The organism is Paractinoplanes ferrugineus, assembly GCF_016862195.1.
Classification (GTDB): domain Bacteria; phylum Actinomycetota; class Actinomycetes; order Mycobacteriales; family Micromonosporaceae; genus Actinoplanes; species Actinoplanes ferrugineus.
Genome location: NZ_BOMM01000016.1, coordinates 345,085 through 366,285, shown reverse-complemented (window position 1 = coordinate 366,285; position 21,201 = coordinate 345,085). Strand labels below are relative to the sequence as shown.

The 21,201-nt window shown below is 73.5% G+C and carries 13 protein-coding genes; 4 read left to right on the top strand and 9 right to left on the bottom strand.

The window, feature by feature from the left end:
* Nucleotides 1–3: 3 nt before the first annotated feature.
* Nucleotides 4–1,695 (bottom strand): glycerol-3-phosphate dehydrogenase/oxidase, encoded by a 1,692-nt coding sequence (locus Afe05nite_RS12475; RefSeq protein WP_203817177.1) that lies wholly within the window; start codon nt 1,693–1,695, stop codon nt 4–6.
* 14 nt (nt 1,696–1,709) lie between these two features.
* Nucleotides 1,710–3,188 carry a glycerol kinase GlpK gene (gene glpK, locus Afe05nite_RS12470; protein ID WP_203817176.1) on the bottom strand — a complete coding sequence of 493 codons (1,479 nt, stop codon included), beginning with the start codon at nt 3,186–3,188 and terminating at the stop codon, nt 1,710–1,712.
* 116 nt (nt 3,189–3,304) lie between these two features.
* On the opposite strand from glpK (Afe05nite_RS12470), the gene Afe05nite_RS12465 reads away from it, so the two are divergent.
* Both Afe05nite_RS12465 and glpK (Afe05nite_RS12460) read left to right on the top strand, forming a co-directional pair.
* On the top strand, nt 3,305–4,072 hold the full coding sequence (locus tag Afe05nite_RS12465; RefSeq protein WP_203817175.1) for an IclR family transcriptional regulator: 768 nt from the start codon (nt 3,305–3,307) through the stop codon (nt 4,070–4,072).
* Nucleotides 4,069–5,580 (top strand): glycerol kinase GlpK, encoded by a 1,512-nt coding sequence (gene glpK / locus Afe05nite_RS12460; RefSeq protein ID WP_203817249.1) that lies wholly within the window; start codon nt 4,069–4,071, stop codon nt 5,578–5,580. Before Afe05nite_RS12465 ends, glpK (Afe05nite_RS12460) begins: the two co-directional genes overlap by 4 nt.
* Here glpK (Afe05nite_RS12460) and Afe05nite_RS12455 read toward each other — a convergent pair.
* Nucleotides 5,565–7,337 (bottom strand): alpha/beta hydrolase, encoded by a 1,773-nt coding sequence (locus Afe05nite_RS12455; protein ID WP_203817174.1) that lies wholly within the window; start codon nt 7,335–7,337, stop codon nt 5,565–5,567. The genes glpK (Afe05nite_RS12460) and Afe05nite_RS12455 overlap by 16 nt on opposite strands.
* Nucleotides 7,338–7,421: 84 nt before the next feature.
* A complete protein-coding gene (locus tag Afe05nite_RS12450; RefSeq protein ID WP_203817173.1) occupies nt 7,422–8,396 on the bottom strand; it encodes a CPBP family intramembrane glutamic endopeptidase in 975 nt (324 codons plus the stop codon).
* Nucleotides 8,397–8,487: 91 nt separating this feature from the next.
* Between Afe05nite_RS12450 and Afe05nite_RS44520 the strand changes: the two genes are divergently transcribed.
* Both Afe05nite_RS44520 and Afe05nite_RS12440 read left to right on the top strand, forming a co-directional pair.
* Nucleotides 8,488–10,698 carry a sensor histidine kinase gene (locus Afe05nite_RS44520; RefSeq protein WP_203817172.1) on the top strand — a complete coding sequence of 737 codons (2,211 nt, stop codon included), beginning with the start codon at nt 8,488–8,490 and terminating at the stop codon, nt 10,696–10,698.
* Nucleotides 10,699–10,834: 136 nt separating this feature from the next.
* The gene (locus tag Afe05nite_RS12440; RefSeq protein WP_203817248.1) at nt 10,835–11,479 is read left to right on the top strand and encodes a response regulator transcription factor; all 645 of its coding nucleotides are present in this window, start codon (nt 10,835–10,837) and stop codon (nt 11,477–11,479) included.
* Here Afe05nite_RS12440 and Afe05nite_RS12435 read toward each other — a convergent pair.
* The 5 genes from Afe05nite_RS12435 to Afe05nite_RS12415 form a co-directional block, all read right to left on the bottom strand.
* Complete coding sequence (locus tag Afe05nite_RS12435) at nt 11,449–13,197, bottom strand: ABC transporter ATP-binding protein (RefSeq protein ID WP_203817171.1); 1,749 nt, start codon at nt 13,195–13,197, stop codon at nt 11,449–11,451. The two genes, Afe05nite_RS12440 and Afe05nite_RS12435, sit on opposite strands and share 31 nt — an antisense overlap.
* The gene (locus Afe05nite_RS12430; RefSeq protein ID WP_203817247.1) at nt 13,194–14,765 is read right to left on the bottom strand and encodes an ABC transporter transmembrane domain-containing protein; all 1,572 of its coding nucleotides are present in this window, start codon (nt 14,763–14,765) and stop codon (nt 13,194–13,196) included. Before Afe05nite_RS12430 ends, Afe05nite_RS12435 begins: the two co-directional genes overlap by 4 nt.
* A gap of 130 nt (nt 14,766–14,895) precedes the next feature.
* Entirely contained in the window at nt 14,896–16,371 is a 1,476-nt protein-coding gene (locus tag Afe05nite_RS12425) for a hypothetical protein (protein ID WP_203817170.1), read from the bottom strand.
* Nucleotides 16,368–17,762 (bottom strand): hypothetical protein, encoded by a 1,395-nt coding sequence (locus Afe05nite_RS12420; RefSeq protein ID WP_203817169.1) that lies wholly within the window; start codon nt 17,760–17,762, stop codon nt 16,368–16,370. Before Afe05nite_RS12420 ends, Afe05nite_RS12425 begins: the two co-directional genes overlap by 4 nt.
* Entirely contained in the window at nt 17,762–20,884 is a 3,123-nt protein-coding gene (locus Afe05nite_RS12415) for a hypothetical protein (protein ID WP_203817168.1), read from the bottom strand. The genes Afe05nite_RS12420 and Afe05nite_RS12415 overlap by 1 nt, the downstream gene beginning before the upstream one ends.
* Between the last annotated feature and the right edge of the window lie 317 nt (nt 20,885–21,201).

Sequence of the window (21,201 nt, the reverse complement as noted above, 5' to 3'; positions counted from 1 at the left end):
CCGTCACACCGCGGCGAGCCGGGTCGCGTCGGCGCTCAGGTCGTCGGGCTGTTCCTGGGCGGCCCGTTCGGCGGCGACCCGGGACCGGTAGGCGGCGACCTCCCGGGCGACGTCGGCCGCCGTCCAGCCGAGCGGGCCGGCGATCAGGTCGGCGGCGGCGCCGGCGGCGGTCACCCCGCGGTCCGGGGTCTCGATGGAGATCCGGGTGCGGCGGGTGAGCACGTCGTCCAGGTGCCGGGCGCCCTCGGCGGTGACCGCGTAGACGATTTCGGCGCGCAGGTGGCCGGGGGCGCCGTCGAGCGGCTCGGCGAGGGACGGCTCGGCGTCGATCAGGGCCAGCACCTCGTCGATCAGCGTGCCGTACCGCTGGAGCAGGTGCTCGATGCGGCCGACCGGCAGGCCGGCCCGGCGGCCCAGCTGCGCGCGGCGGTTCCAGGCGGCCCGGTAGCCGGCCGCGCCGAGCAGCGGCACCTGGTCGGTGCAGGACGCCGGCACCCGGGTGCCGAGGTCGGCGACGGCGGCGTCGACCGCGTCCTTGGCCATCACGCGGTACGTCGTGTACTTGCCCCCGGCCACCAGGACCAGGCCGGGAGCGAGCCGGTCGACGGCGTGCTCGCGGGACAGCTTCGCGGTGATCTCGGCGGAGGCCGACAGCAGCGGCCGCAGCCCGGCGTAGACGCCCTGCACGTCGGCGCGGGTCAACGGCACTCGGATGGCCTTGTTGACCTCGTCGAGCAGGTAGTCGACGTCCGGCGCGGAGGCCGCCGGGTGGGCCTTGTCGAGGCTCCACGGCGTGTCGGTGGTGCCGACGATCCAGTGCCGGTCCCAGGGGATGACGAACAGCACGCTGGTGGCCGTCCGCAAGATCATGCCGGTGTGGCCGGCGATCCGGTCCCGCGGCACCACCAGGTGGATGCCCTTGGACGCGGTGATCTTGAACTGGCCCCGCTCGCCCTTCATCAGCGACTGGATGTCGCTGGTCCACACGCCCGTCGCGTTGATCACGGTACGGGCGCGGATCTCCAGCTCGGCGCCGGTCTCCAGGTCGCGGGCGCGGACCCCGACGACCCGGCGGCCGTCCCGCCGGAAACCGGTGACCTCGGTGCGGGCGGCGACCTGAGCGCCGTACGCCGCGGCGGTGCGCACCAGGAACATGGTGTGCCGGGCGTCGTCGACCTGGGCGTCGTAGTAGCGGATCGCGCCGACCAGCGAGTCGGGCCGCAGCGCCGGGAACGCCCGCAGCGCCTCGGTGCGGCTCAGATGGCGGTGCCGGGGGAGTCCCGCCCCCCGGCCGGAGAACGCGAGCGTGTCGTAGAGGGCGACGCCGGCCCCGGCGTAGAGACGTTCCCAGGCGCGGTGCCGCAGGGGATAGAGGAACGGGACCGGGCGGACGAGGTGCGGAGCGAGCCGCTGGATCAGCAGGCCCCGTTCCCGCAACGCCTCCCGGACCAGTCCGAAGTCGAGCATCTCCAGGTAGCGCAGGCCGCCGTGGATCAGCTTGCTGGACCGGCTCGAGGTGCCGCTCGCGAAGTCGCGGGCCTCCAGCAGGCCGACGGACAGGCCGCGGGTCGCCGCGTCGAGCGCCGCGCCCGCGCCGACCACGCCGCCGCCGATCACGAGCACGTCGAGTTCGTCGGCGGTCATCGAGGCCAGTGCCGCGGACCGGGAGAGCGGGGAGAGAGCTGCGGTGTTCATCAGAAGTCCTTCCGTCAGCCGACGCTGACCCAGTCGAGGGTGCGGTCGATCGCCGCTCGCCAGCGGGCGGTGCCGTCGTCGCGTCGGGCCTGGTCCCAGGACGGCTCCCAGCGCCGGTCCTCCCGCCAGTTGGCCCGCAGTTCGTCCGGCGACCGCCAGAAGCCGACGGCGAGCCCGGCCGCGTAGGCGGCACCGAGCGCGGTGGTCTCGGCGACCGCCGGCCGACTGACCGGGACGCCGAGGATGTCGGCCTGCAGTTGCATGCAGAGCGCGTTCGCGGTGACCCCGCCGTCCACCTTGAGGCAGTCGAGGGAACTGCCGGAGTCGCGGGCCATCGCCGCCATGACGTCGCGGGTCTGGTAGCAGATCGCCTCCAGCGCGGCCCGGGTGATGTGGGCGGCGGTGTGGTAGCGGGCCAGGCCGACGATGGCCGCCCGCGCGTCCGGCCGCCAGTACGGCGCGAACAGTCCGGAGAACGCCGGCACGAAGCAGACGCCCTCGCTGTCGTCGACCGTACGGGCCAGGTCCTCGCTCGCCCCGGCCGACTCGATCACCCCGAGCTGGTCGCGCAGCCACTGCACGGCCGAGCCGGTGGCCGCGACCGAGCCCTCGAGGGCGTAGACCGGTGCGCCGTCGCCGAACTGGTAGGCCACCGTGGTGAGCAGGCCATGCGTCGAGCGGACCGGGGCCGTGCCGGTGTTCAGCAGGACGAAGTTGCCGGTGCCGTAGGTGCACTTGGCCTCGCCGGGGGCGAAGCAGGTCTGCCCGAACAGGGCCGCCTGCTGGTCGCCGATGGCGGCGGCGATCGGCACGCCGGGCAGGACCGCCTCGGCCGTGCCGTAGATCTCGGCCGACGGACGGATCGCGGGCAGCATCGCCCGCGGGATGCCGAACACTTCCAGCAGCTCGTCGTCCCAGTCGAGGGTGTGCAGGTTCATCAACTGGGTGCGGCTGGCGTTGGTGACGTCGGTGAGGTGCCGGCCACCGGTCAGGTTCCAGATCAGCCAGCTGTCCAGGGTGCCGAACAGCACCTCCCCGCGTTCCGCCCGGTCGCGCAGGCCGGGGACGTTGTCGAGCATCCACCGGATCTTGGTGGCGGAGAAGTAGGTGGCCGGCGGGAGGCCGGTCCGGTCCCGCAGCAGCTCCGCGTCCAGCGCCGGGATCGCGGCGGCGGTGCGGGTGTCCTGCCAGACGATCACGTGATGGCACGGCCGGCCGGTGCGGCGGTCCCAGATCAGCGCGCTCTCCCGCTGGTTGGTGATGCCGATCGCGGCCAGGTCGGCGGGGCCGAGCCCGGTGTCGGCGAGGGCCACCCCGATCGTCTTGAGGGTGTTCTCCCAGATCTCGTCCGCGTCGTGCTCGACCAGCCCGGCGCCGGGCAGGATCTGCCGGTGCTCGAGCTGGTGCCGGCCGATCTCGTGACCGGCCCGATCGAAGATCATGAAGCGGGTGCTGGTGGTGCCCTGATCGATCGCGCCGACGAAGTCCGCCACGACGCCTCCTTCCGGGTGCGGTGGCGACGCTAGGGAGCGGTGTGCCGGGGGTCAACGCCGAGCGTGCGACAATGTCGCACGTTGTCGGGCGCCCGGCCGGGCGGTAGTCTCGCGGCGTGCCCGGCATGATCCAGTCCATCGAGCGTTCGTCGGCGGTGTTACGGCTGCTCGCGGCCGGTCCCGACAGGCTGCGCGTCAAGGAGATCGCCGACGCGCTCGGGCTGCCCAAGTCGACCGCGCACAGCATCCTGCGCACCCTCGAGCACGTCGGCTTCGCCGAGCAGGACCCGCGGACCGCCCGCTACCGCCTCGGCCGGGGCCTGACCGAACTGGGCAAGGCCGGCCTCGACGTCAACGAGCTGCGCTCCCGGGCCCTCGACTGGGCCGACACCCTGGCCGCCCGCAGCGTCGAGTCGGTGCGCATCGGCGCCCTCCAGAGCGGGTCGGCCCGGGTCGTCCACCACGTCTTCCGGCCCGACGACACCACCCAGTCCATGGACAACGGCCTGATCATCCCGGCCCACGCGACCTCGCTGGGCAAGGTCCTCCTGGCGTACGACGCGCCGGCCGCCGACGCGGTGGCTCGGGCCGGGCTCGACGCGTACACCCGCCGGACCGTGACGAACCGCCGGGCGCTCGCCGGCTCGCTCGGCGAGATCCGCGCCCAGGGCTGGGGTGGTGCCGTCGAGGAATGGGAGATGGGCCGCGCCGGCATCGCCGCCCCGCTGCGGACCTTCGGCGGCCTGGTGGTCGGCGCGATCGGGATCTACGGGCCGGTCGAGCGGATCTGCGACAGCCGGCAGCGGCCCCGGCCGGCGCTCGTCGAGCTGGTGTGCGCGACGGCGCAGTCGATCTCCCGCGACCTGACCGGGCCGCGCTCGTGACCGCGCGGCGCGGCGCCGAGCGCTACGTGCTCGCCATCGACCAGGGGACGACGTCGACGCGGTGCATCCTGTTCGACCGGCGGGCGACCGTCGTGGCGGTGGCGCGGGCCGAGCATCCGCAGAGCTATCCGCGGCCGGGGTGGGTGGAGCACGACGCCGCCCGGATCTGGCGGGACACCCGCAAGCTGATCCGGCGGGCGCTGCAGTCGGCCGGGATCGGGGACGACCAGGTCGCCGCGATCGGGATCGCGAACCAGCGGGAGACGGCGGTGGTCTGGGACCGGGCCACCGGGGTGCCGGTGGCGCCGGCGATCGTCTGGCAGGACACCCGGACCTCGGCGCAGGTCGCCGACCTGGACGCCACCCTGTTCCGGGACCGTACGGGCCTGCCGCCGGCGACCTACTTCTCCGCGCTCAAGGTCAAGTGGCTGCTCGACGACGTCCCCGGGCTGCGGGCGCGGGCCGAGCGGGGCGAGGTGCTCTTCGGGACCATGGACAGCTGGCTGATCTGGAACCTGACCGGCGGGAAAGAGCACCTGACCGACGTGACGAACGCCAGCCGGACGATGCTGATGGATCTCGCCACGTTGCGGTGGGACGCCGAGCTGCTCGAGGTGTGCACGATCCCACCCGCGATGCTGCCGGCGATCCGCTCGTCGTCGGAGGTCTTCGGGACGGCCGTCGAGGTGCTGCCCGGCGTGCCGATCGCCGCCGCCATCGGCGACCAGCAGGCGGCCCTGTTCGGGCAGACGTGCTTCGCGCCCGGCGACGCGAAATGCACCTACGGCACGGGCGGCTTCCTGCTCATGAACACCGGCTCCACGCCGGTCCGGTCGGCCCACGGACTGCTGACCACCGTCGGTTACCGGATCGGCGCCGAACCGGTCGCGTACGCCCTGGAAGGTTCCATCGCGATCGCCGGCTCGCTGGTGCAGTGGGTGCGTGACGGCCTCGGCCTGATCGGCACCGCGTCGGAGATCGAGACGCTGGCCGCGACCGTCACCGACAACGGCGGCTGCTACATCGTGCCGGCGTTCTCCGGGCTGTTCGCCCCGCACTGGCGCAGCGAGGCCCGCGGCGTGATCGTCGGCCTGACCTCCTACATCACCAAGGGTCACCTGGCCCGCGCGGTGCTGGAGGCGACCGCCTGGCAGACCCGCGAGGTGGTCGACGCCATGAACGCCGACTCCGGGCTGGCCCTCACCGGACTCGACGTGGACGGCGGGATGACCGCCGACAACCTGCTCATGCAGATCGTCGCCGACGTGCTCGAGGTGCCGGTCGTGCGCCCGATGGTCGCCGAGACGGTGTCGCTGGGCGCGGCCTACGCCGCCGGGCTGGCCGTCGGTTACTGGTCGGACCAGCAGGACCTGCGCAACAACCGGCACCGGGCCGGCCGCTGGCTCCCGGGGGCGGACGCCGCCCGGCGCGCTGCCGAATACCGCAAGTGGCAGCGCGCCGTCGACTGTGCCGTGCTGTTCAGCTCCGAGGATCAGGGCCAGGAATAGGCGGAGGCGGCCGGCCGGCGCGGCTCCTTCGGCTGCCGCACCGGGTGGGCCCGGAACTGGTCGCTGTGCAGCCCGAACGACCGGTCCAGCTTCGGCATCCAGTACGAGTCGGCGTGGTTGCCCGCGCCGAGCTGGTAGTCGTGCCGCACGCCCTTCGACGCCAGCGCCACGCTCATGTTCTTGGCCGCCGTCCCGAACCCGTATTCGTCGGAGTCACCCCCGTCGAAGTAGTACGTGTGCCGGCCGAGCTCGGCCGCCGTCATCGACTGCACCAGCTTGATCGGCTGCAGGGAGGCGTTCGCGGCCTGCTCGGCGGGCGTGCCGACGAGCGGCGACAGGCTCAGCGCGCCGATGTGACTGGCGATCGAACTGAACAGATCCGGGTTGGTCAGGCCGATGGTGAACGCGCCCTGGCCGCCCATCGAGACCCCGGAGATGCCGCGGTGGTCCCGGTCGGCGATCGTCCGGTAGTTCCGGTCGACCATCGGCAGCACCTCCTTGAGGATCATCGACCGGTAGTTGCCGGCACTGGTGTCGACGTACCACCCGCTGCCGCCGTCCGGGAACACCACGACGCTCTCCTCGAGGCCGTTGTCCCTGACCAGCTTGTCGAGGACGGTGTCCAGGTGGCGGGCCTCCCACTCGATGTTCGAGCCGTTGAAGCCGTTGAGCATGTAGACGACCGGGAAGCGCTTCGCCGTGGTGCGGGTGTAGCCCTTCGGCAGGTACACATCGAACTGCACCCGCCGGTTCATCGCCGCCGACAGGTAGCTGTCCCGGAAGAACCGGGAGTGGTCGCCCAGCTCGACGCCCTTGCGCGGGTCGAGGTAGAGCATCTCGCGGGTGGCCGGCAGCAGCTCGGTGCCGTCGGCGGCTCTCCAGCCGCGGATCGTGTCGACCACGATCCGGCCCTGGCCGTCGACGAAGACGTCGGCCTGCGTGTCGGTGAGGGTGATCTTCTTCTTCGCCGTGAGCCAGTCCTTGACCTCGGCGAGCCGGCGGCCGGCCGTGTCGCCCTGGTGGAAGAAGCCGGCGGCCAGCGTCGAGGTGTAGGCCCGGAGGTCACCGGCCGCGATCGCCCGGTGCTGCTTGCCCAGGACCGCGCACGCGTAGGCCAGCTGGCTCCGGGTGGCCGCCTTGCCGGTGAGGCCGCCGAGCGCGCGCAGGTGGGCCTTGGTGTAGAGGCCGACCGGTCCGGCGTAGAAGCCGCCACCACCGGTGCCGTCGTACATCCGGACCGCGATCGTGTTGGCGCCGCCCCACTTCAGCAGGCCGTCGGCCGGGTAATACTCCCGCGGAACCTCCCACGTCGAGTCGAAGGTGGGCGGGAAGCCGCCGGTCCGGCCGATCTCGGTGCCGTTGAGGAACGTCTGGTCGGCGTCGTCGATCTGGCCCAGCGCCGCCACGACCGACGAGTCGGTGACACCGGCCGGCCGGGCGGGCAGCGTGAAGGTCTTGCGGTACCAGGCATAACCGTCGTATTTCGACAGGTCCGCCTCGTTGTTCCAGTTGTCCGGCACCGTCCACGACTTCCACGAGGAGTCGTCGAACGTGGAGGCGGACCGGGCGAGGTCGTCGCCGGTGGCGAATTTCCAGCCGCTGCCGGCCAGGTCGAATCCGTAGTCGACGGAACCGGTGGTGGCGCACGAGGTGTCGCCGCCGCCGGCGGCGAACGCGGGGCGGCCGGCGGTGACGGCGAACGCCGAGCCGGCCACGAGGGCCACGGCCAGCAGCGCGCGAGGGGTTTTGCGAGACATCAGAGACCTGCTCCTGGTTGACCTGGTCAACAAAATCAAACACGAAACATGATGGTCGAACAGTCGCAACAATCATCACTGATGTCAATGACTGTGCAGGTCGTTCCTAGGGCCAGCTAGCAGCGGAAATGACTCAAGTTGAGGATCGATGTGCGGTTGTGTTGGAAAACTAACGCGATCAAGGGGATCGACGCGGCTTTCGAAAGCGATGCCCGCTCTGCGGGCAAGCCGCGCGACCACCCAGGCGTACGCCAGGAGCACCACCACGTCGACCACGAAGAACTGCCACGGCATGTCGGCGGCCGTCTCGTCGGTCCCCAGGTCCCCGGTCGCGGCGGCGAGCAGGCTGCTGATCAGATTGTTGGCCAGGTGCAGCGCGACGGCCGCCTCCAGACCGCCGGTGCGCACCGTCAGCCAGCCCGCCACCACGCCGAACACCACCAGGTCGGCGAACCCCCACGGGGTGCCCCACCCGTGCAGGGCCGCGAACACCGACGCCTGCACGGCGATCGGCAGCCACGGCCGCCGGCACCACGCCCCCACCGCCTGCAGCAGCCAGCCCCGCGTCAGGAACTCCTCGGCGGCCGCCTGCGGCGGCACGACGAGCACCAGCACCGCCGCCGAACCCAGGAACGACCCCCAGCCGACCGGCTCGAAGTCGCCGAGGTCGACCCCGGTCGCCGCGGCGAACCCCAGCCCGCCCGCGAGCAGCACCACCGCCGCGCCCGCCGCCACCGGCAGGCAGGTCAGCAGCCATCGCCAGCGCGGCCGGCCGGTCACCGAGGCCAGCGTGCCGGCCGGCCGGCGCTGGATCCACCGTGCCGCCCCGAGCGTGACCGGCAGCAGCACCGCGATCGTCAGGAAGGCGAGGGCGAGGTCGGCCCGCTCGCCGAAGCTCGGCACCTCGTCGACCGAGGCGGGCCGGCCGGCGGCCCACGCCGCGGCCGTGCCGACCAGGAAGACACCCATCGCCAGGACCGCCCCGGCGGCGACGATGAACAACGTGCCCAGCAGGCTGCGGGACAGCCTGGCGGGGGCGAGACGGTGATAGCTCGGCATGCCGGGAAGTCTTCCGGGCGGGCGGCTCGAGCGAATCGGACCACGGTCTGAAACCGCCTTGGACTTTGGTCATAGACCTAGGGTGTGGCTCATGACGCGGTGGACTACCTGGCTGCTGCCGGCGGTGCTGGTGGCGGCCCAGATCGCGCTCTGGCCCCGGGGCCTCGGCGGGTGGCCGGCGCTCGTCGCGGCCGCGGCGACGCTCGTGACCGGCGGGGCGCTGCTGTGGCGCCGCCGCCGGCCGGTGACGGTGCTGATCGTGGTCGCCGCCGGGATCGTGGCCGGCTCGGTGGCCGCCCCGGGCGGTGCGCTCCTGGTGATCGGCGGGGCCGACGTCGTCGCCCTGTTCGGCGTGGCCGCCCGCCGCCCCGGCCGGGTCACCGCGGTCGCCCTGGGTGGCACGATCCTGCTCGAAGCGGCGGTGACGACCCTCGATGCGGGTGTGGACGGCGATTACCCGTACGTCATCATGGTGATCTTCGGCGATTATGCCCTCGTCGCGGCCCTGGGCCGCCGTCGCGGCCGATGGGTCCGCGCCCGCGCCGAGGCCGCCCGCCGCCTCGCCGAGGCCGAACAGACCGAACGCTCCGCGGCCACCGCCGAACGCCGCCGCCTGGCCCGCGAACTGCACGACGTGACCGCCCACCACCTGACCTCGATCGTGGTCAACGCGTCGGCCGCCGAGCTGCTCGCCGCGCACCGCCCGGAACTGCGCGAACCGGCCCTCGCCTTCGCCGCCGGCACCGGCCGGGACGCCCTTGCCGCCCTGCACCGCCTGGTCGAGATGCTCCCGGCCGGCGAACTTCCCCCCGACCCCACCCCCGGCCTGGCCGAACTCGCCGACGCCTTCCGCCGGCTCGGCCAGCCGGTCACCACCCGGCTCCCGCCGGGCGACCCACCCCCCGCGATCGCCGCCGCGGCGCACGGCATCGTCCGGGAGGCCCTGACCAACACCCTGCGGTACGCGCCCGGCCGGCCGGTGCGGCTCGTCCTGCGGTACGAGGCAGCCCACGCCGAACTGCTCATCGACAACGACGGCCCGCCACCCGGCGCGACGGCCGGCGGTCCGGATGCCGGCAACGAGTCGTCCGGCGCGACGGCCGGCGGTCCGGGCGCCGGTAACGAGTCGGCCGGTGCGGTGGCCGGCGGTCCGGGGTCGTTGCCCGGTGCGGCGGTCACCGGACTGGGCGGTGGTCACGGGGTGCCCGGGATGCGGGAGCGGGCGACCGTGACCGGCGGCACCCTGACCGCCGGGCCCCGCCACGACGGCGGCTGGCGGGTCCGCGCGATCCTGCCGCTGGCCCCCGCGACCCCGCCGGTCCCGCGCCGGCCGTGGAGCCCGGTCGTGCTCGACCTGCTGCTCGTCGCCCTGCTGATGGCGCTGCCGCTGAGCGGGATCGCCGAGGACCGGCTCACCGCCGCCGCGGCCGTCCCGGTCGTCCTGGCCGCGATCGTCCACACCGGAGCGTTGCTGTGCCGGCGTCACCACCCGTGGACGGTCCTCGCCGCCGTCGTGGCCACCTCCTGGCTGGGCCCGCTGCTGATCGGTACGCACGTGGTGCCGCCCGGCTCGGCCTGGCTGTTCGTCTTCGCCCCCGCCGCCGAGTTCGCCGCCGTCCACTCGGTCGCCGCCTGGGGTCGCCGCCCGGCCCTGACCTGGCTCGCCGCGGCCGCCTCGGCGTTGTCGTCGGCGCTCGCCCTCGGCGTCCTGGCCGCGCTCGACCCGTCGGACACCCTCGCCGGTGACCAGCTGGACACCTCCGGCCGGCTCGTGGTCGCCGGCTTCCTGGGCACGGCACTGGCCTTCCTGTTCGCCGTCCCGGCCGGCCTGTGCTGGCTGACCGGCTTCCTGGCCCGCCGCCGCCGCGACCGCCGCCGCACCCGCGAACAGTGGCCGGTGCACGCGGCCCTGCACCGAGCCGCCGACCAGGCCCGCGACGAACGTTTCCGGGTCGCGGCCGGCCTGCGCGAAGCCGTCCTGCAGCACGCCGCCGGAGTCCCCGCCGCCGCCGACCGCCACGACCTGCCGGCGGTGGTGGCCACCGCCCGACATGCCCTGGCCGCGATGCGCGCGTTGCTGGACGGCCTGACCCGAGCCGCCCCGGTTGCACCGATCGTCCCCGCCCCGGTTGCGCCCCCCGCCCCGGTTGCGCAGGTCGGACACGGTGACCGGGGTGCGTCGGCCGCCCCCGCCGGGCCGGGTTCCGCGGCCGGGCCGGGTTCCGCGGCCGGGTCGGGTGCTGAGTCCGGACCGGGTTCGGCGCCGCCGGCGCTCGAGGAGCCGGCGGAGCGGCACGGCTGATGCGGTGGGGTGTCGTCGGGGGCCTCGGCGCGTCACGGCCGCGGGGAAAGGGGCCGCGCCGCAGGTGAAGGATGGGACGGTGCACCGGGACGAGGCGGGGCCGGGACGGGGAGGTGCTGCGGTGGCGGTGCGGGTGATGATCGTGGACGACCAGGTGATGGTTCGGGCCGGGCTGGCGGCGATCGTGGCGGCGCAGGCGGACTTCGAGGTGGTGGGGGAGGCCGGGGACGGGGCGGTCGCGGTGGGGCTGGCGGCGCAGGTGCGGCCGGACGTGGTGCTGATGGACGTCCGGATGCCGGGGATGGACGGGCTGGCCGCGACCGAGCGGATCGCGGCCGGGGCCGAGCCGCCGAAGGTGCTGGTGCTGACCACGTTCCATCAGGACGCCTACGTGTTCCGGGCGCTCCAGGCGGGGGCGTCGGGGTTCCTGCTCAAGGATGCCGAGCCGGCGGAGCTGGTGGCCGCCATCCGGGTCGTGGCGGCCGGCGAGGCGATGCTCAGTCCGGTGGTGACCAGGGGGCTGATCGACGCGTTCGCGGCGGGTGCGGTCACGGCGGCCCCGCAGGCCGGCAACCGGCTCGCCGCGCTGACGCCGCGGGAGCGGGAGGTGCTGCTGGGGGTGGCCCGCGGGCTGTCCAACGCGGAGATCGGCACCGAGCTCGGCATCGGGGTCGGCACGGTCAAGGCGCACGTCTACGCGGTGCTGTCGAAACTGGGCGTCGCCAGCCGGGTGCAGGCCACCATCGTCGCCTACGACCTGGGGCTGGTCCGGCCGCGGTGATCGTCGAGCGCCGAGCCGCCGTGCCAGGAGTTCCACAGAGCGGCGTACGGTCCGCCCGCCGCGACCAGCTCGTCGTGGGTGCCGAGCTCGATGATGCGGCCGTCGTCCATGACGGCGACCGCGTCGGCGTCGTGTGCGGTCTGCAGCCGGTGGGCGATCGCGAGCACGGTGCGTTCGTGCAGCACCGCCGCGAGGGCCCGCTCGGCGGTGCGCGCGGCGGTCGGGTCGAGCAGCGCGGTCGCCTCGTCGAGGATCACCGTGTGCGGGTCGGCCAGCACCACCCGGGCCAGGGCGAGCTGCTGTGCCTGGGCGCCGTCGAGCGGATGCTCGCCGAGGTCACGGTCGAGGTCGCCGGCCCAGTCGGCGCCGACGGTGGCGAGGGCCGACCGCAGCACGTCGTCCGGCGCCGGCACCATCAGGTTGTCGCGCAGCGTCTCCCGGAACACGTGGTGCTCCTGGGTGACCAGGACGACCTGGCGGCGGAGCTCGTCGGGCGGCAGGTCGGCGATCGGGACGCCGCCCACCGTCACCGAGCCGGCCGACGGCCGGTCGACGCCCGCGATCAACCGGCCCAGGGTGGACTTGCCGGCCCCGGACAGTCCGACGATCGCCAGCCGCTGCCCGGGACGAACGGTCAGACTCACGTCGTGCAGGACGTCACGGCCCTCGGCGTACGCATACCGGACGTCACGCACCTCGATCTGGTCGTCGGCGGGGGTGGCCGTGGTGGCGGGCGGCGGTGCCGGGATCTCGGCGATGCCCTCGACCCGGGCGAAGGACGCGCTGCTGCTCTGCAGGTTCTCGATCCAGATCATCAGCGCGTCGAGCGGCCCGATGAGCTGCCGGAGGTAGAGCACGGCGGCGCTGACGGTGCCGAGGGTGACGTGGCCGTGGATGTAGAGCATGCCGCCGACGACGAGCACCGACACCGTCGGCACCGAGTACGACGCGTCGACGAGCGGGAAGAACACCGACCGCAGCGCCAGGGTGGCCAACCGGGTGCGGCGGGTCTCGCCGATGGCCTCGTGGCCGGCGTCGAGGCGCCGCTCGGCCAGCCCGAACGCCTCGACGGTGCGGGCGCCCGCGGTGGTCGCGGCCAACTCCTCGGCGAGCCGCGAGTTGGCGGCGCCCTCGGCCAGATAGGCGTCCCTGGCGACCCGCAGGTACCACCTGGTCACGAACCAGATGCCGGTCAGCCCGACCAGGCCGACGAGCCCGAGCAGCGGGTCGAGCAGCAGGATCGCGGCGACGATGAAGAGGATCTGGATGATCCCGATGAAAATGGTCGGCAGCACGTCGCGCAGGGTGGCGGCGACCGCGTCGATGTCGGTGGTGCCGCGTGCCGTGAGGTCACCGGCGGGCACCCGCTCGATCACGGCGGCCGGCAGACTGAGTGCCCGCCGGAGGTAACCCTCGCGGATGCGGGCGGCGGTGCGCTCGCCGAACCGGTAGGCGATGGCCAGCGCGTGGCGCGACAGCACGGTCTGGGCGACGGCGCAGGCCAGAACGGCGATCGCGAGCCGGTCGACGGCCCCGGCGCCGTGCCCGGCGGTGACCTCGTCGATGATCCGCCCGAGCAGCCACGGCCCGCCGAGAGCGGCCAGCGAGGCGAGCGCGTTGAGCACGAGCAGCTTGGTGACCGACCGGCGGTCGGCGCCGACGAGACGCAGCGCCGCGCGGCCGACGGTGCGCTGGCCCGCGATCGGCAGGCTGGTCATTCGTCCTCCCCGAACGCGCGGTCGACCAGGGCGCGGTAACCCGGCTCGGCGGCGAGCAGCGACCGGTGCGTGCCGGTCGCGGCGACCCGGCCGTCGACCAGGTAGTGCACCGTGTCGGCCCGGTCGAGCAGCACCGGCGACGTGGTCGTCACGACCGTGCCGCGGCCGGCCCGGGCGTGGGCGAGCCGTTCCGCGATGGCCGCCTCGGTGTGGGCGTCGACAGCTGACGTCGGCTCGACCGCGAGCAGCAGCTCCGGGTCGGCGTAGACGGCGCGGGCCAGCCGGAGCCGCTGCCGCTGGCCGCCGGACAGGTTGCGGCCGCCCCAGTCGACCGGCCGGTCGGGCGAGGTCGCGACGTCGGCGGCGGCCGACGTCGCGATGGCCGCCTCGACCGCCTGATCGTCCGGCTCGGCCGGGCCGGCGACGACCGCCCGCAGCGGCCCGGCGAACAGGTCGGCATCGGCCTGGGCGACCAGGATGCGGGACCTGATCTCGGGCTGGGCGATCTCCGCCAGCGGTATGCCGCCCCAGGTGGCGGTGGTCGGGCCGTACCGGCCGAGCCGGTCGATGACGGCGGCGCTCGCACCGACGAGCGCGGTCAGCCGGCCCGGCTCCACGACCACGCCCGACTCGGGATCGTGCAGGACGGCCGGCCCGGTGGGGGCGGGCCGGCCGGCCGGGTCGTCGAGCGGGATGCGCAGGAACTCGGTCACCCGACGGGCGGCGACCACTCCGTGGGTGACGTCGAAGCCGCAGAAGATCAGCACGTTCACCGGGATCGCCAGCACCGCCGTGTAGCCGTACACCGCGACCAGCTGCCCCACGGTGATCCCGCCGTCGGCGGCGAGCCGGGCCGCCAGCCAGATGACCACGCCGATGAACACGACGGGCAGGCCCTCGCCGAGCGCGCCGATCCAGCTGGACGGCCCGCCCACCCGGTAACCCTGCTCGCGCAGGCGGGACGACTCGAGGTCGTACCGGCGCCGGTGGGTGTCCTTGCCGCCGAGGCCGTTGAGGATCTTCAGGCCGCCGAGCACGTCGACGAGCCGGGCGTTGAGCTCGCCCTGTTTCTCCCGGTACTGCCGGCCGGCCCGCTGGGTGCGCCCGAGCAGCGGGCCGACCGCGACCGCGAGCAGCGGCACCCCGATCAGCACGACCACCGCGAGCATGTGCGAGGTGCTGAAGAGCAGCAGCGACGTCACGACGATGGCCAGGACGGACGCCACCCCGACCCCGCCGACGTTCATGGCGCGGCCGATGGTCCACACGTCGGAGATGCCGATCGTGACGACCTCGCCGGCGGTGACCCGGCGGGGGAGCGCCGAGCCGAGCCGGGTCGCGTGCGTCATCACCAGGTCGGCCGTCTTGAGCGCGACGGCCAGGCGCAGCTTGGTCATGCTGCGGTGGCGCATGATGCTCAGCCCGGCGCTGGCCACCCCGACGACCAGCACCAGGGCGGCCCACTCGAGCAGGGCCGTGGTGCTGCGCCCGTGCAGGCCGCGGTCGATGGCCCGGGCGAGCAGCCACGGCGTGATCACCAAGCTGAGGTACCACAACGAGCCGAACATCGCGCCCAGCCCGACGCGCCCCTGGTGCGTTCGCGCCAGCCACCACAGAAAACGAACCGGTCCCCGTGCATCCACGTTCGTCATGCTCCCACGGGGGTCCGACGTTTCTCGTCCGCTTTTCCCGGGGCCGCTACCCGCCGGCGGGGATCTTCTCGGCGGCCGCCAGCAGGAAACCGATCAGGGCGCGCAGGTCGGCCGGATCGACCGGCATCGGCAGGAACCGGACCTCGCGGTCGGCCAGGTCGGTGGCCACGGCGGCGGGGTCGGTGGCGGTGCGGGTCACCACCCGTTTGCCGTTCTTCCACGTCTGTTCCTCGGCCACGCCCAGCATCGTCGTCACGATGGCGCTCTTCTCCGGCAGCAGGCCGTCCACGATGTCGTACTGCTTGCCGTCCAGCAGCAGCTTCCCCAGAGCCTTGCGGGCGTCGTCCGACGCCAGTTGCTCCAGGACGTCCAGCGAGCCCGCGTCGCCGGCCTTGAACTGGGCGGTGAAGACGATCGCCACCTTCTGCCCGGCCTCGTCGACCAGCAGGATCGTGTCGTCGTAGAACTGGGCGAACGACTTGCCGTTCTTGTTCAGGCCCCGGACCGGGGTGCGCCCCACGCGTACCCGATAGACCGAACTCTCCGCGTAGGCCGCCGCCCGGCGCAGTTGCTCCTCGAACAGGCGCCGGTAGGCGCCCTTCTGGCCGATCAGCTGGCCGAGCAGGCCGACGTAGACGTTCACCCGCCCGGCGATCTGCTCGGCCATGCGTTCCGCGGAGACACCGATCTTCGGTACGGGACTGCAGCGGGCCAGGGCCGTGCCGAGGATCTCCAGGTCCTCGGTGGACAGCCAGGACTGCAGACGCTCGTAGACGTCGACCATCGGGTGGGTCGGGCTGAGGCGGTTGAAGCGGCGGAAGAAGTCCTCGACCACGGTCAGGCCGTCGGCGGTGGTGACGGTTCGCTCGAAACCCTTGGCGACCGTCTCGACGGCCCGCACGATGCGGGTCCGCTCCTTCGCCGGCAACTCGGCGGAGCGGACCGCGTTCTGCAGGTCCACCGTCGCCCGGCGCACCCGGTCGGGGCTCTCCAGCAGGCAGGACCGCTCGAACGCCTGCACCGCCCGGGTGACCTCGGAGTTCTCGGCGGCCAGCTCGGCCAGCTGGTCGAAGGCCGTTCTCGGGACCGCCGCGGCGGCCCGGGCGACCCGCACGACCGCGGCCGGGAAGCCGGTCCTGCGGGTGGGGACGGCGCTCAACGCGTACTCCACCTCAAGCCGCCGCCGGATCGCCCGCAGCAGGCCGTCGCGATCCTTCGCCGCCGGCGTGTTGCCGACCGTCTGGCGCAGCCAGGCGCGGGCGGCGTCGGACTGTTCGTCGGAGAGCGCGCCGAGGATCTCCTCGACGTCGCGGCGGGCCGCCTTCGCCGCCTCCTGGCCGGGGTCGGCGGCCGGCAGCGCGCGGGCGATGCGCACCTTCAGGTCCAGGTCGAGGAAGGCGGCCTGGAACTCCGGATAACTGCGGCACAGCGCGTGCAGCGGGTCGGCGCCGAGCTGGACGGCACCGCGGCGGACGCTGCCGGCCAGCAGAGTGAGGGCGCGGCGGAGGGCGCTGGTCTTCATTTCACCAGTCCGGCGGCTAGCGGGGCGAGGACGGTCACCGAGCCGGCGAGCTTGCCGGCGGGCAGGGCGCCGGCGACCTCGCCGACGCACTGCAGGGCGAGCTTGAGAGTGGACGGTTCCACGCCGAGGGATTCGGCCGGATCGAGGGCGCAGCGGTACGCGTCGGCGTCGCGCAGGTAGGCCGCCCACGCCTCGAGGATGCCCTTCGCGGCCAGCACCACGTCGGCGACGATCGCCAGCGGCGGTGCCACCAGGTGCAGGGTGAGCATGCCGCCCATCAGGCCCAGCGCCGAGCCGAACTCGTCGGCCAGCTCCGGGTCGATCGTGCGGTAGACGTCGTGCACCGCCTGCCCGGCCGAGCTGGGGCCGGGGCCGCACAGGTCGCCGACCGCGTCGGCGAGGATCTGCTGGAACGCCCACGGGCCGAACGCCGGGTCGAGCAGGCTGGGCAGGTTGCCGCGCATGCCCCGGTCGCGGAGTTCCGCGGCCAGGCCCGCGGCGGGTCCGGCGACGTGGTCGGTGAGGCGGTCGTTCCACACCGGGGATTCCACCGATTTGCGTACGGCCCGGGCGGCCTTCCACGTCGACGTGAGGGCCGCCGTGATCGCCGCCAGCAGCTCGCCGTCGGTGGGTGGCTTCGTGCCGAGGCCGTGCGCGGGGGCCATGAAGGGAACCAGGTCGATGCGGTACAGGACGGGGTGGCCGGCGCCCAGCTCGGCGCGCAGCGCGGCCAGTTCGACCCCGCGGGCCACCGCCCGCTGGACAGCCGGGGCCACCTTCAGGACGTTCACGGCGAGCAGACCGGTGGCGCCGGCCAGGAGACCGGCCACGGTCGAGGCGAGGGCGGCGTACGCGCCTTCCTCGACGTTCGCCATGGCCGCTTTCGCCTCGGCGGTGGCGAGCTGGGTGACGGCGGAGCGCAAGGATTCGACCGGTACGCCGGGCTTCAGTCGCGCGTTCCCCCGGGTCGTGAAGTCGCCGGTCAGGTAGCGGTCGGCGGCCGCCCGGACCTGCCGCTCCGACTCGTCGAGCCGGCGCAGCGCGACGGCCCGCCCGACCGCCTCGACCCGGGCCAGATCGGCGGCGACCCGGCGGGCGAGCCGCTGCCTGGCGGCGCGCCACGCGACCAGGGCCGGCTCGGTCTCGTCGGCGACCGCCTGCCCGGCTGCCCCGGCCCGCACCGGCGCGGGTGTGTTGCCGAGCCGCGCCGACGCGGCGACGGCACCGCGGGCGACCCGCAGCCGGGCGGTCAGGAGCGCGCGGGTGCGCTCCACCCAGGTCCAGCCGCCCAGCAGGTAGCCGGCCCGGACGATCTGGTCGATCGCCCGCTCGTCGCCGAGCGGGAGCACCATCGTGGTGCTCCCGTCCGGCATCGTGATGCGTGCGGGCACTACTGGCCGGCGTTCTCGAGCTTGACCGCGAACGCGTTCGGCGGCGTCAGCGGGTCCGCCAGCTGGTCGGCGTCGATCCGCGCGGCCCGCCGGTCGGCCTCCAGCTCGGCCACCCGGGCCTCGGCGACGGCCCGCCGCAGCTCGGCCGCCCGCAGCGAGGTCAGGTGGTCCTCGAGGGCGTCGCAGTCGCCGCGCCACGACTCCACCGAGACGCCCGGGGTGGGCAGGATGACCGAGTCGGTGGCGATCCGGTCGCCGGCCGCCCCGGCCTCCTTCGTCGCGTTCTCCATCTCGGTGGCCAGGCTGTCGACGACCTTCATGAGGGTGGTCTCGGCCAGCGGGGACAGCGGGATGGCCAGGTTGGGGCCGTCGGAGGCGACCACGTGCGGTTCGAACATGCCGATCCGCAGCTGCGGGGCGGCCTCCATCAGGCGCTGCAGCTGCTCGCTCGGCGGGAGGGCCTGGAACAGCACGTACCGGTAGTAGTCGCGGTGCTGGTTGAGGTGGGTGAGCAGGGTCTGGCTGCGCTCCCGGGCCGAGCCGATCACCTCGGCCCCGAACTTCATCTCCAGCTTGTCGGCGATCGTGGTGGTGGTCTGCTCCTCGCTCGCGGCCGCCACGACCGCGGCGGCGGCCTGCTGACCCGTACCCTCCGCCTCCTTCGCCTCCCAGTTCTGGAAGGCGGTCCGCAACTGGTTGAGCGCGCCCGGGACGCCGCCGTCCTCGACGTCGAAGATGCCCTCCTTCTTGCCGTTCGGATACCAGAACGTGCCGTAGTCCCAGAACACGTAGCCGGGCATCGCGATGATCCGCTGGACCAGGCCCGCGTCCTCCTTGTCCTTGTCACCGAGGCCGCCGAGCCCGTCGAGGGCGGGCGCGGAACCGGCCGGCGGGACCGCGGACAGCAGCGACCGGGCCGCCTCCGGGTTGATCGTGGCGGTGGCGAGCCGGTCGAGCTCGGTGGTGAGCCCGGTGCCGAACTTCGCCCCGACCAGCCGCCGCCACAGCCAGCGCTGCGCCGCGGCCAGCTCGGCCGGCGTCGGCGACCGGTGCGCGGCGATCGCGGTGAGCGCGCCGCCCACGTCGACGTTCAGGAACTCCTGGGCCCGGCGCTTGAGGTCGGTGAGGATGTTGGTGACCGTCGACGTGTACGGGTTGGCGGGCTTGGCGGGCTGGTTCGCGGCCGGGGTCTCCCGCTGCCGGTCCAGCTCCTTCTCGTGCTTCCCGGCCCGGGCCAGGTTCTCCAGTTCCAGGGCGGCCTGCTTGTACGCCTCGAGCGTCCGGCCCGCCTCGAACCCGTCGACCAGGGCGGAGTCCAGCAGGCCGGTGCGCAAGGTGGCCTCGTTGACCCGTACGGTCAGCTCGGTGAAGTCCTGGGCCGACACCGGGTTGGGCACCAGCACCACGATCCGCACGCCGGGCTTGTTGAAGACCAGGTCGATGTCGTAGTGGGCGAGCACCTCGTGGAAGTTCATCGTCAGGGTGTGCCCCTGGTTGGGGTTGCGGATGGTCCGCACCACGCTCGTCCGCTGCTCGGTCTCGATGCTCTCGGTGATCGTGGTGATCCGGCGGGACCGCACCCGGGTGGCGGCGTGACTCGTCGATTCGCGTACGTGCTGGGTCGAGGATTTGGTGGCGTTGGCGAGACTCTGCGCGTTGGCGACCTGGCCGCCCGCCTGCACCCGGATCGAGGCGACACCGGGGGAGTAGGACGCGTCGAGCGACCCGTAGGCCTGCGCGTCGAACTCGTTGGTGCTGGTGACCTCGCGCATCACGTCCTCGGTGTCGCGGGTCGTGGAGCTGTAGTCGAAGGACTGCTCGAGGTCGGTCTCGGCGCTCTGCGCCAGCGACTTGGACCGGCGCTCCCAGCTGGAGACGGTGATCGTGGTCTCCTCGCCGGGCGCCATGGCCAGGCTGGAGATGAGGTTGCCGCGGCTGAAGCCCGTCAGCGTCCAGGTCTGCTTCCACGGCAGCAGCACCGCCACCGGCAGCCCGACGGTGGACAGGTCGACCAGGCCGTTGCCGGTCGACGAGGTCGGCTTGATCGGCGGAGTCCGGTACCCGCCGACCTTGATGCCGGTCTTCGAGAACGGATACCGCGCCGTCTCCCGGAACATCCGGCCCAGGTCGTACGTGATCTCGAGTTCGTTGATCTTGCGGGCCCGGCCGAGAGCCAGGAAATCGTCGGCGAGGATGTCGCCCTCGCGCGGCACCACCAGCCGGATCTCGTCGTCGCCGGCCCGCGTGGTGATCTGCTCGCCGCGGCCCAGCGCCCGGATCTCGTCCGCGCCCAGCTGCAGCACCAGGCTGCCGCCGCCGCTGCTCGGGATGATCGGGTAGGTGAGGAACTCGGCCAGGTCGGCGACGGCGAACGCGGTCGAGACCGGCCGGGAGTCGCGGGCGCCGACCGTGCTGATCCGGGCCAGACCGGTCGCCTTGCCGTCGCGGGTCGCGGGCGCGGTGAGCGTCCCGGTGGCGAGCAGGTCGCGGATGGCGTTCTCGTCCAGGTCGACGGTGCCGATCTCGGTGCTGATCCGCCGGTCGGCGAGGGCCTGATAGATCGAGCCGGCCTCCACCTGAATGCCGGTGACCGCCGGGGCGAGTCGCACCAGGGCACTCTTCTCGCCGTTGGTGGCCACGGTGAGCACGTGCTGGCCCTGCCGCAGCCGGGCCGCCGACTCGGCGCCCAGCTCGACCGCGAACCTGGTGTTGTCGACGTCGATGGTGCCGGCGCCGATCACGGCGTTCACGTCCGTCACGGTCACTGTCACGTCGGCGTCGCCGTGGATCGCCCGGGCCGGGTCGACACCCGCGGCGATCACGTTCAGGCCGACCGCCGGCGCCGCCCCGGCCCCGGCGGTGGACATCGGCGCGGGCCCGTTCGCCACCGCCGCGCCTTTGCGCAGCGAGCGCGCGCTGACCTGGGCCGGGGTCTCGACGATGTCGCCCCCGGTGTTGAGCACGATCGGCACGGAGACGACCCGGCCGTCGGGAGTGCGGGTCTCGTTGTAGAGGCGGATGAACTGGCCGAACCGGAACTCGCGCGTCACCCCCCAGGTGGGCAGCTTCGCGGTGCAGGAGTCGCCGCCGAGGATCGGGGAGACGGGGTTCTCTTCGGGCATGCCGGGGACCATACGAGTGTCGGCGCGCAAGATCAGTCAGCTATCCGCCCCTGGTTTCCAGGGTTCTCCCTAGTGACACGATCGCCCGCAGACCCATCCACCGCGCGGATCTTCGGCCGTGCGGCCCCTTCCTCCCTGAGAAGAGGCCTCAGCGACCGTCTTTCCGGCGTCGCTGATCAGGCGCGATGATGTTCGGCGGCCGGCCACCCGAGGCTCCGACGGCCGGCACCCGCCGTCATCAGGGGAACGAGGGCACCGGGTGGACGGCCGGGCACGGTCGACGATCGACTGTGGACGGTGGCCGATGCTCGGCCCGG

Excerpts from the sequence above, each read along its gene's own strand:
- Afe05nite_RS12425 (WP_203817170.1), bottom strand. The coding sequence starts at position 16,371 with ATGAAGACCAGCGCCCTCCGCCGCGCCCTCACTCTGCTGGCCGGCAGC.
- Afe05nite_RS12450 (WP_203817173.1), bottom strand. The coding sequence starts at position 8,396 with ATGCCGAGCTATCACCGTCTCGCCCCCGCCAGGCTGTCCCGCAGCCTG.
- Afe05nite_RS12415 (WP_203817168.1), bottom strand. The coding sequence starts at position 20,884 with ATGCCCGAAGAGAACCCCGTCTCCCCGATCCTCGGCGGCGACTCCTGC.
- Afe05nite_RS12440 (WP_203817248.1), top strand. The coding sequence starts at position 10,835 with ATGATCGTGGACGACCAGGTGATGGTTCGGGCCGGGCTGGCGGCGATC.
- Afe05nite_RS12475 (WP_203817177.1), bottom strand. The coding sequence starts at position 1,695 with ATGAACACCGCAGCTCTCTCCCCGCTCTCCCGGTCCGCGGCACTGGCC.
- Afe05nite_RS44520 (WP_203817172.1), top strand. The coding sequence starts at position 8,488 with ATGACGCGGTGGACTACCTGGCTGCTGCCGGCGGTGCTGGTGGCGGCC.
- Afe05nite_RS12455 (WP_203817174.1), bottom strand. The coding sequence starts at position 7,337 with ATGTCTCGCAAAACCCCTCGCGCGCTGCTGGCCGTGGCCCTCGTGGCC.
- Afe05nite_RS12430 (WP_203817247.1), bottom strand. The coding sequence starts at position 14,765 with ATGTTCGGCTCGTTGTGGTACCTCAGCTTGGTGATCACGCCGTGGCTG.
- Afe05nite_RS12435 (WP_203817171.1), bottom strand. The coding sequence starts at position 13,197 with ATGACCAGCCTGCCGATCGCGGGCCAGCGCACCGTCGGCCGCGCGGCG.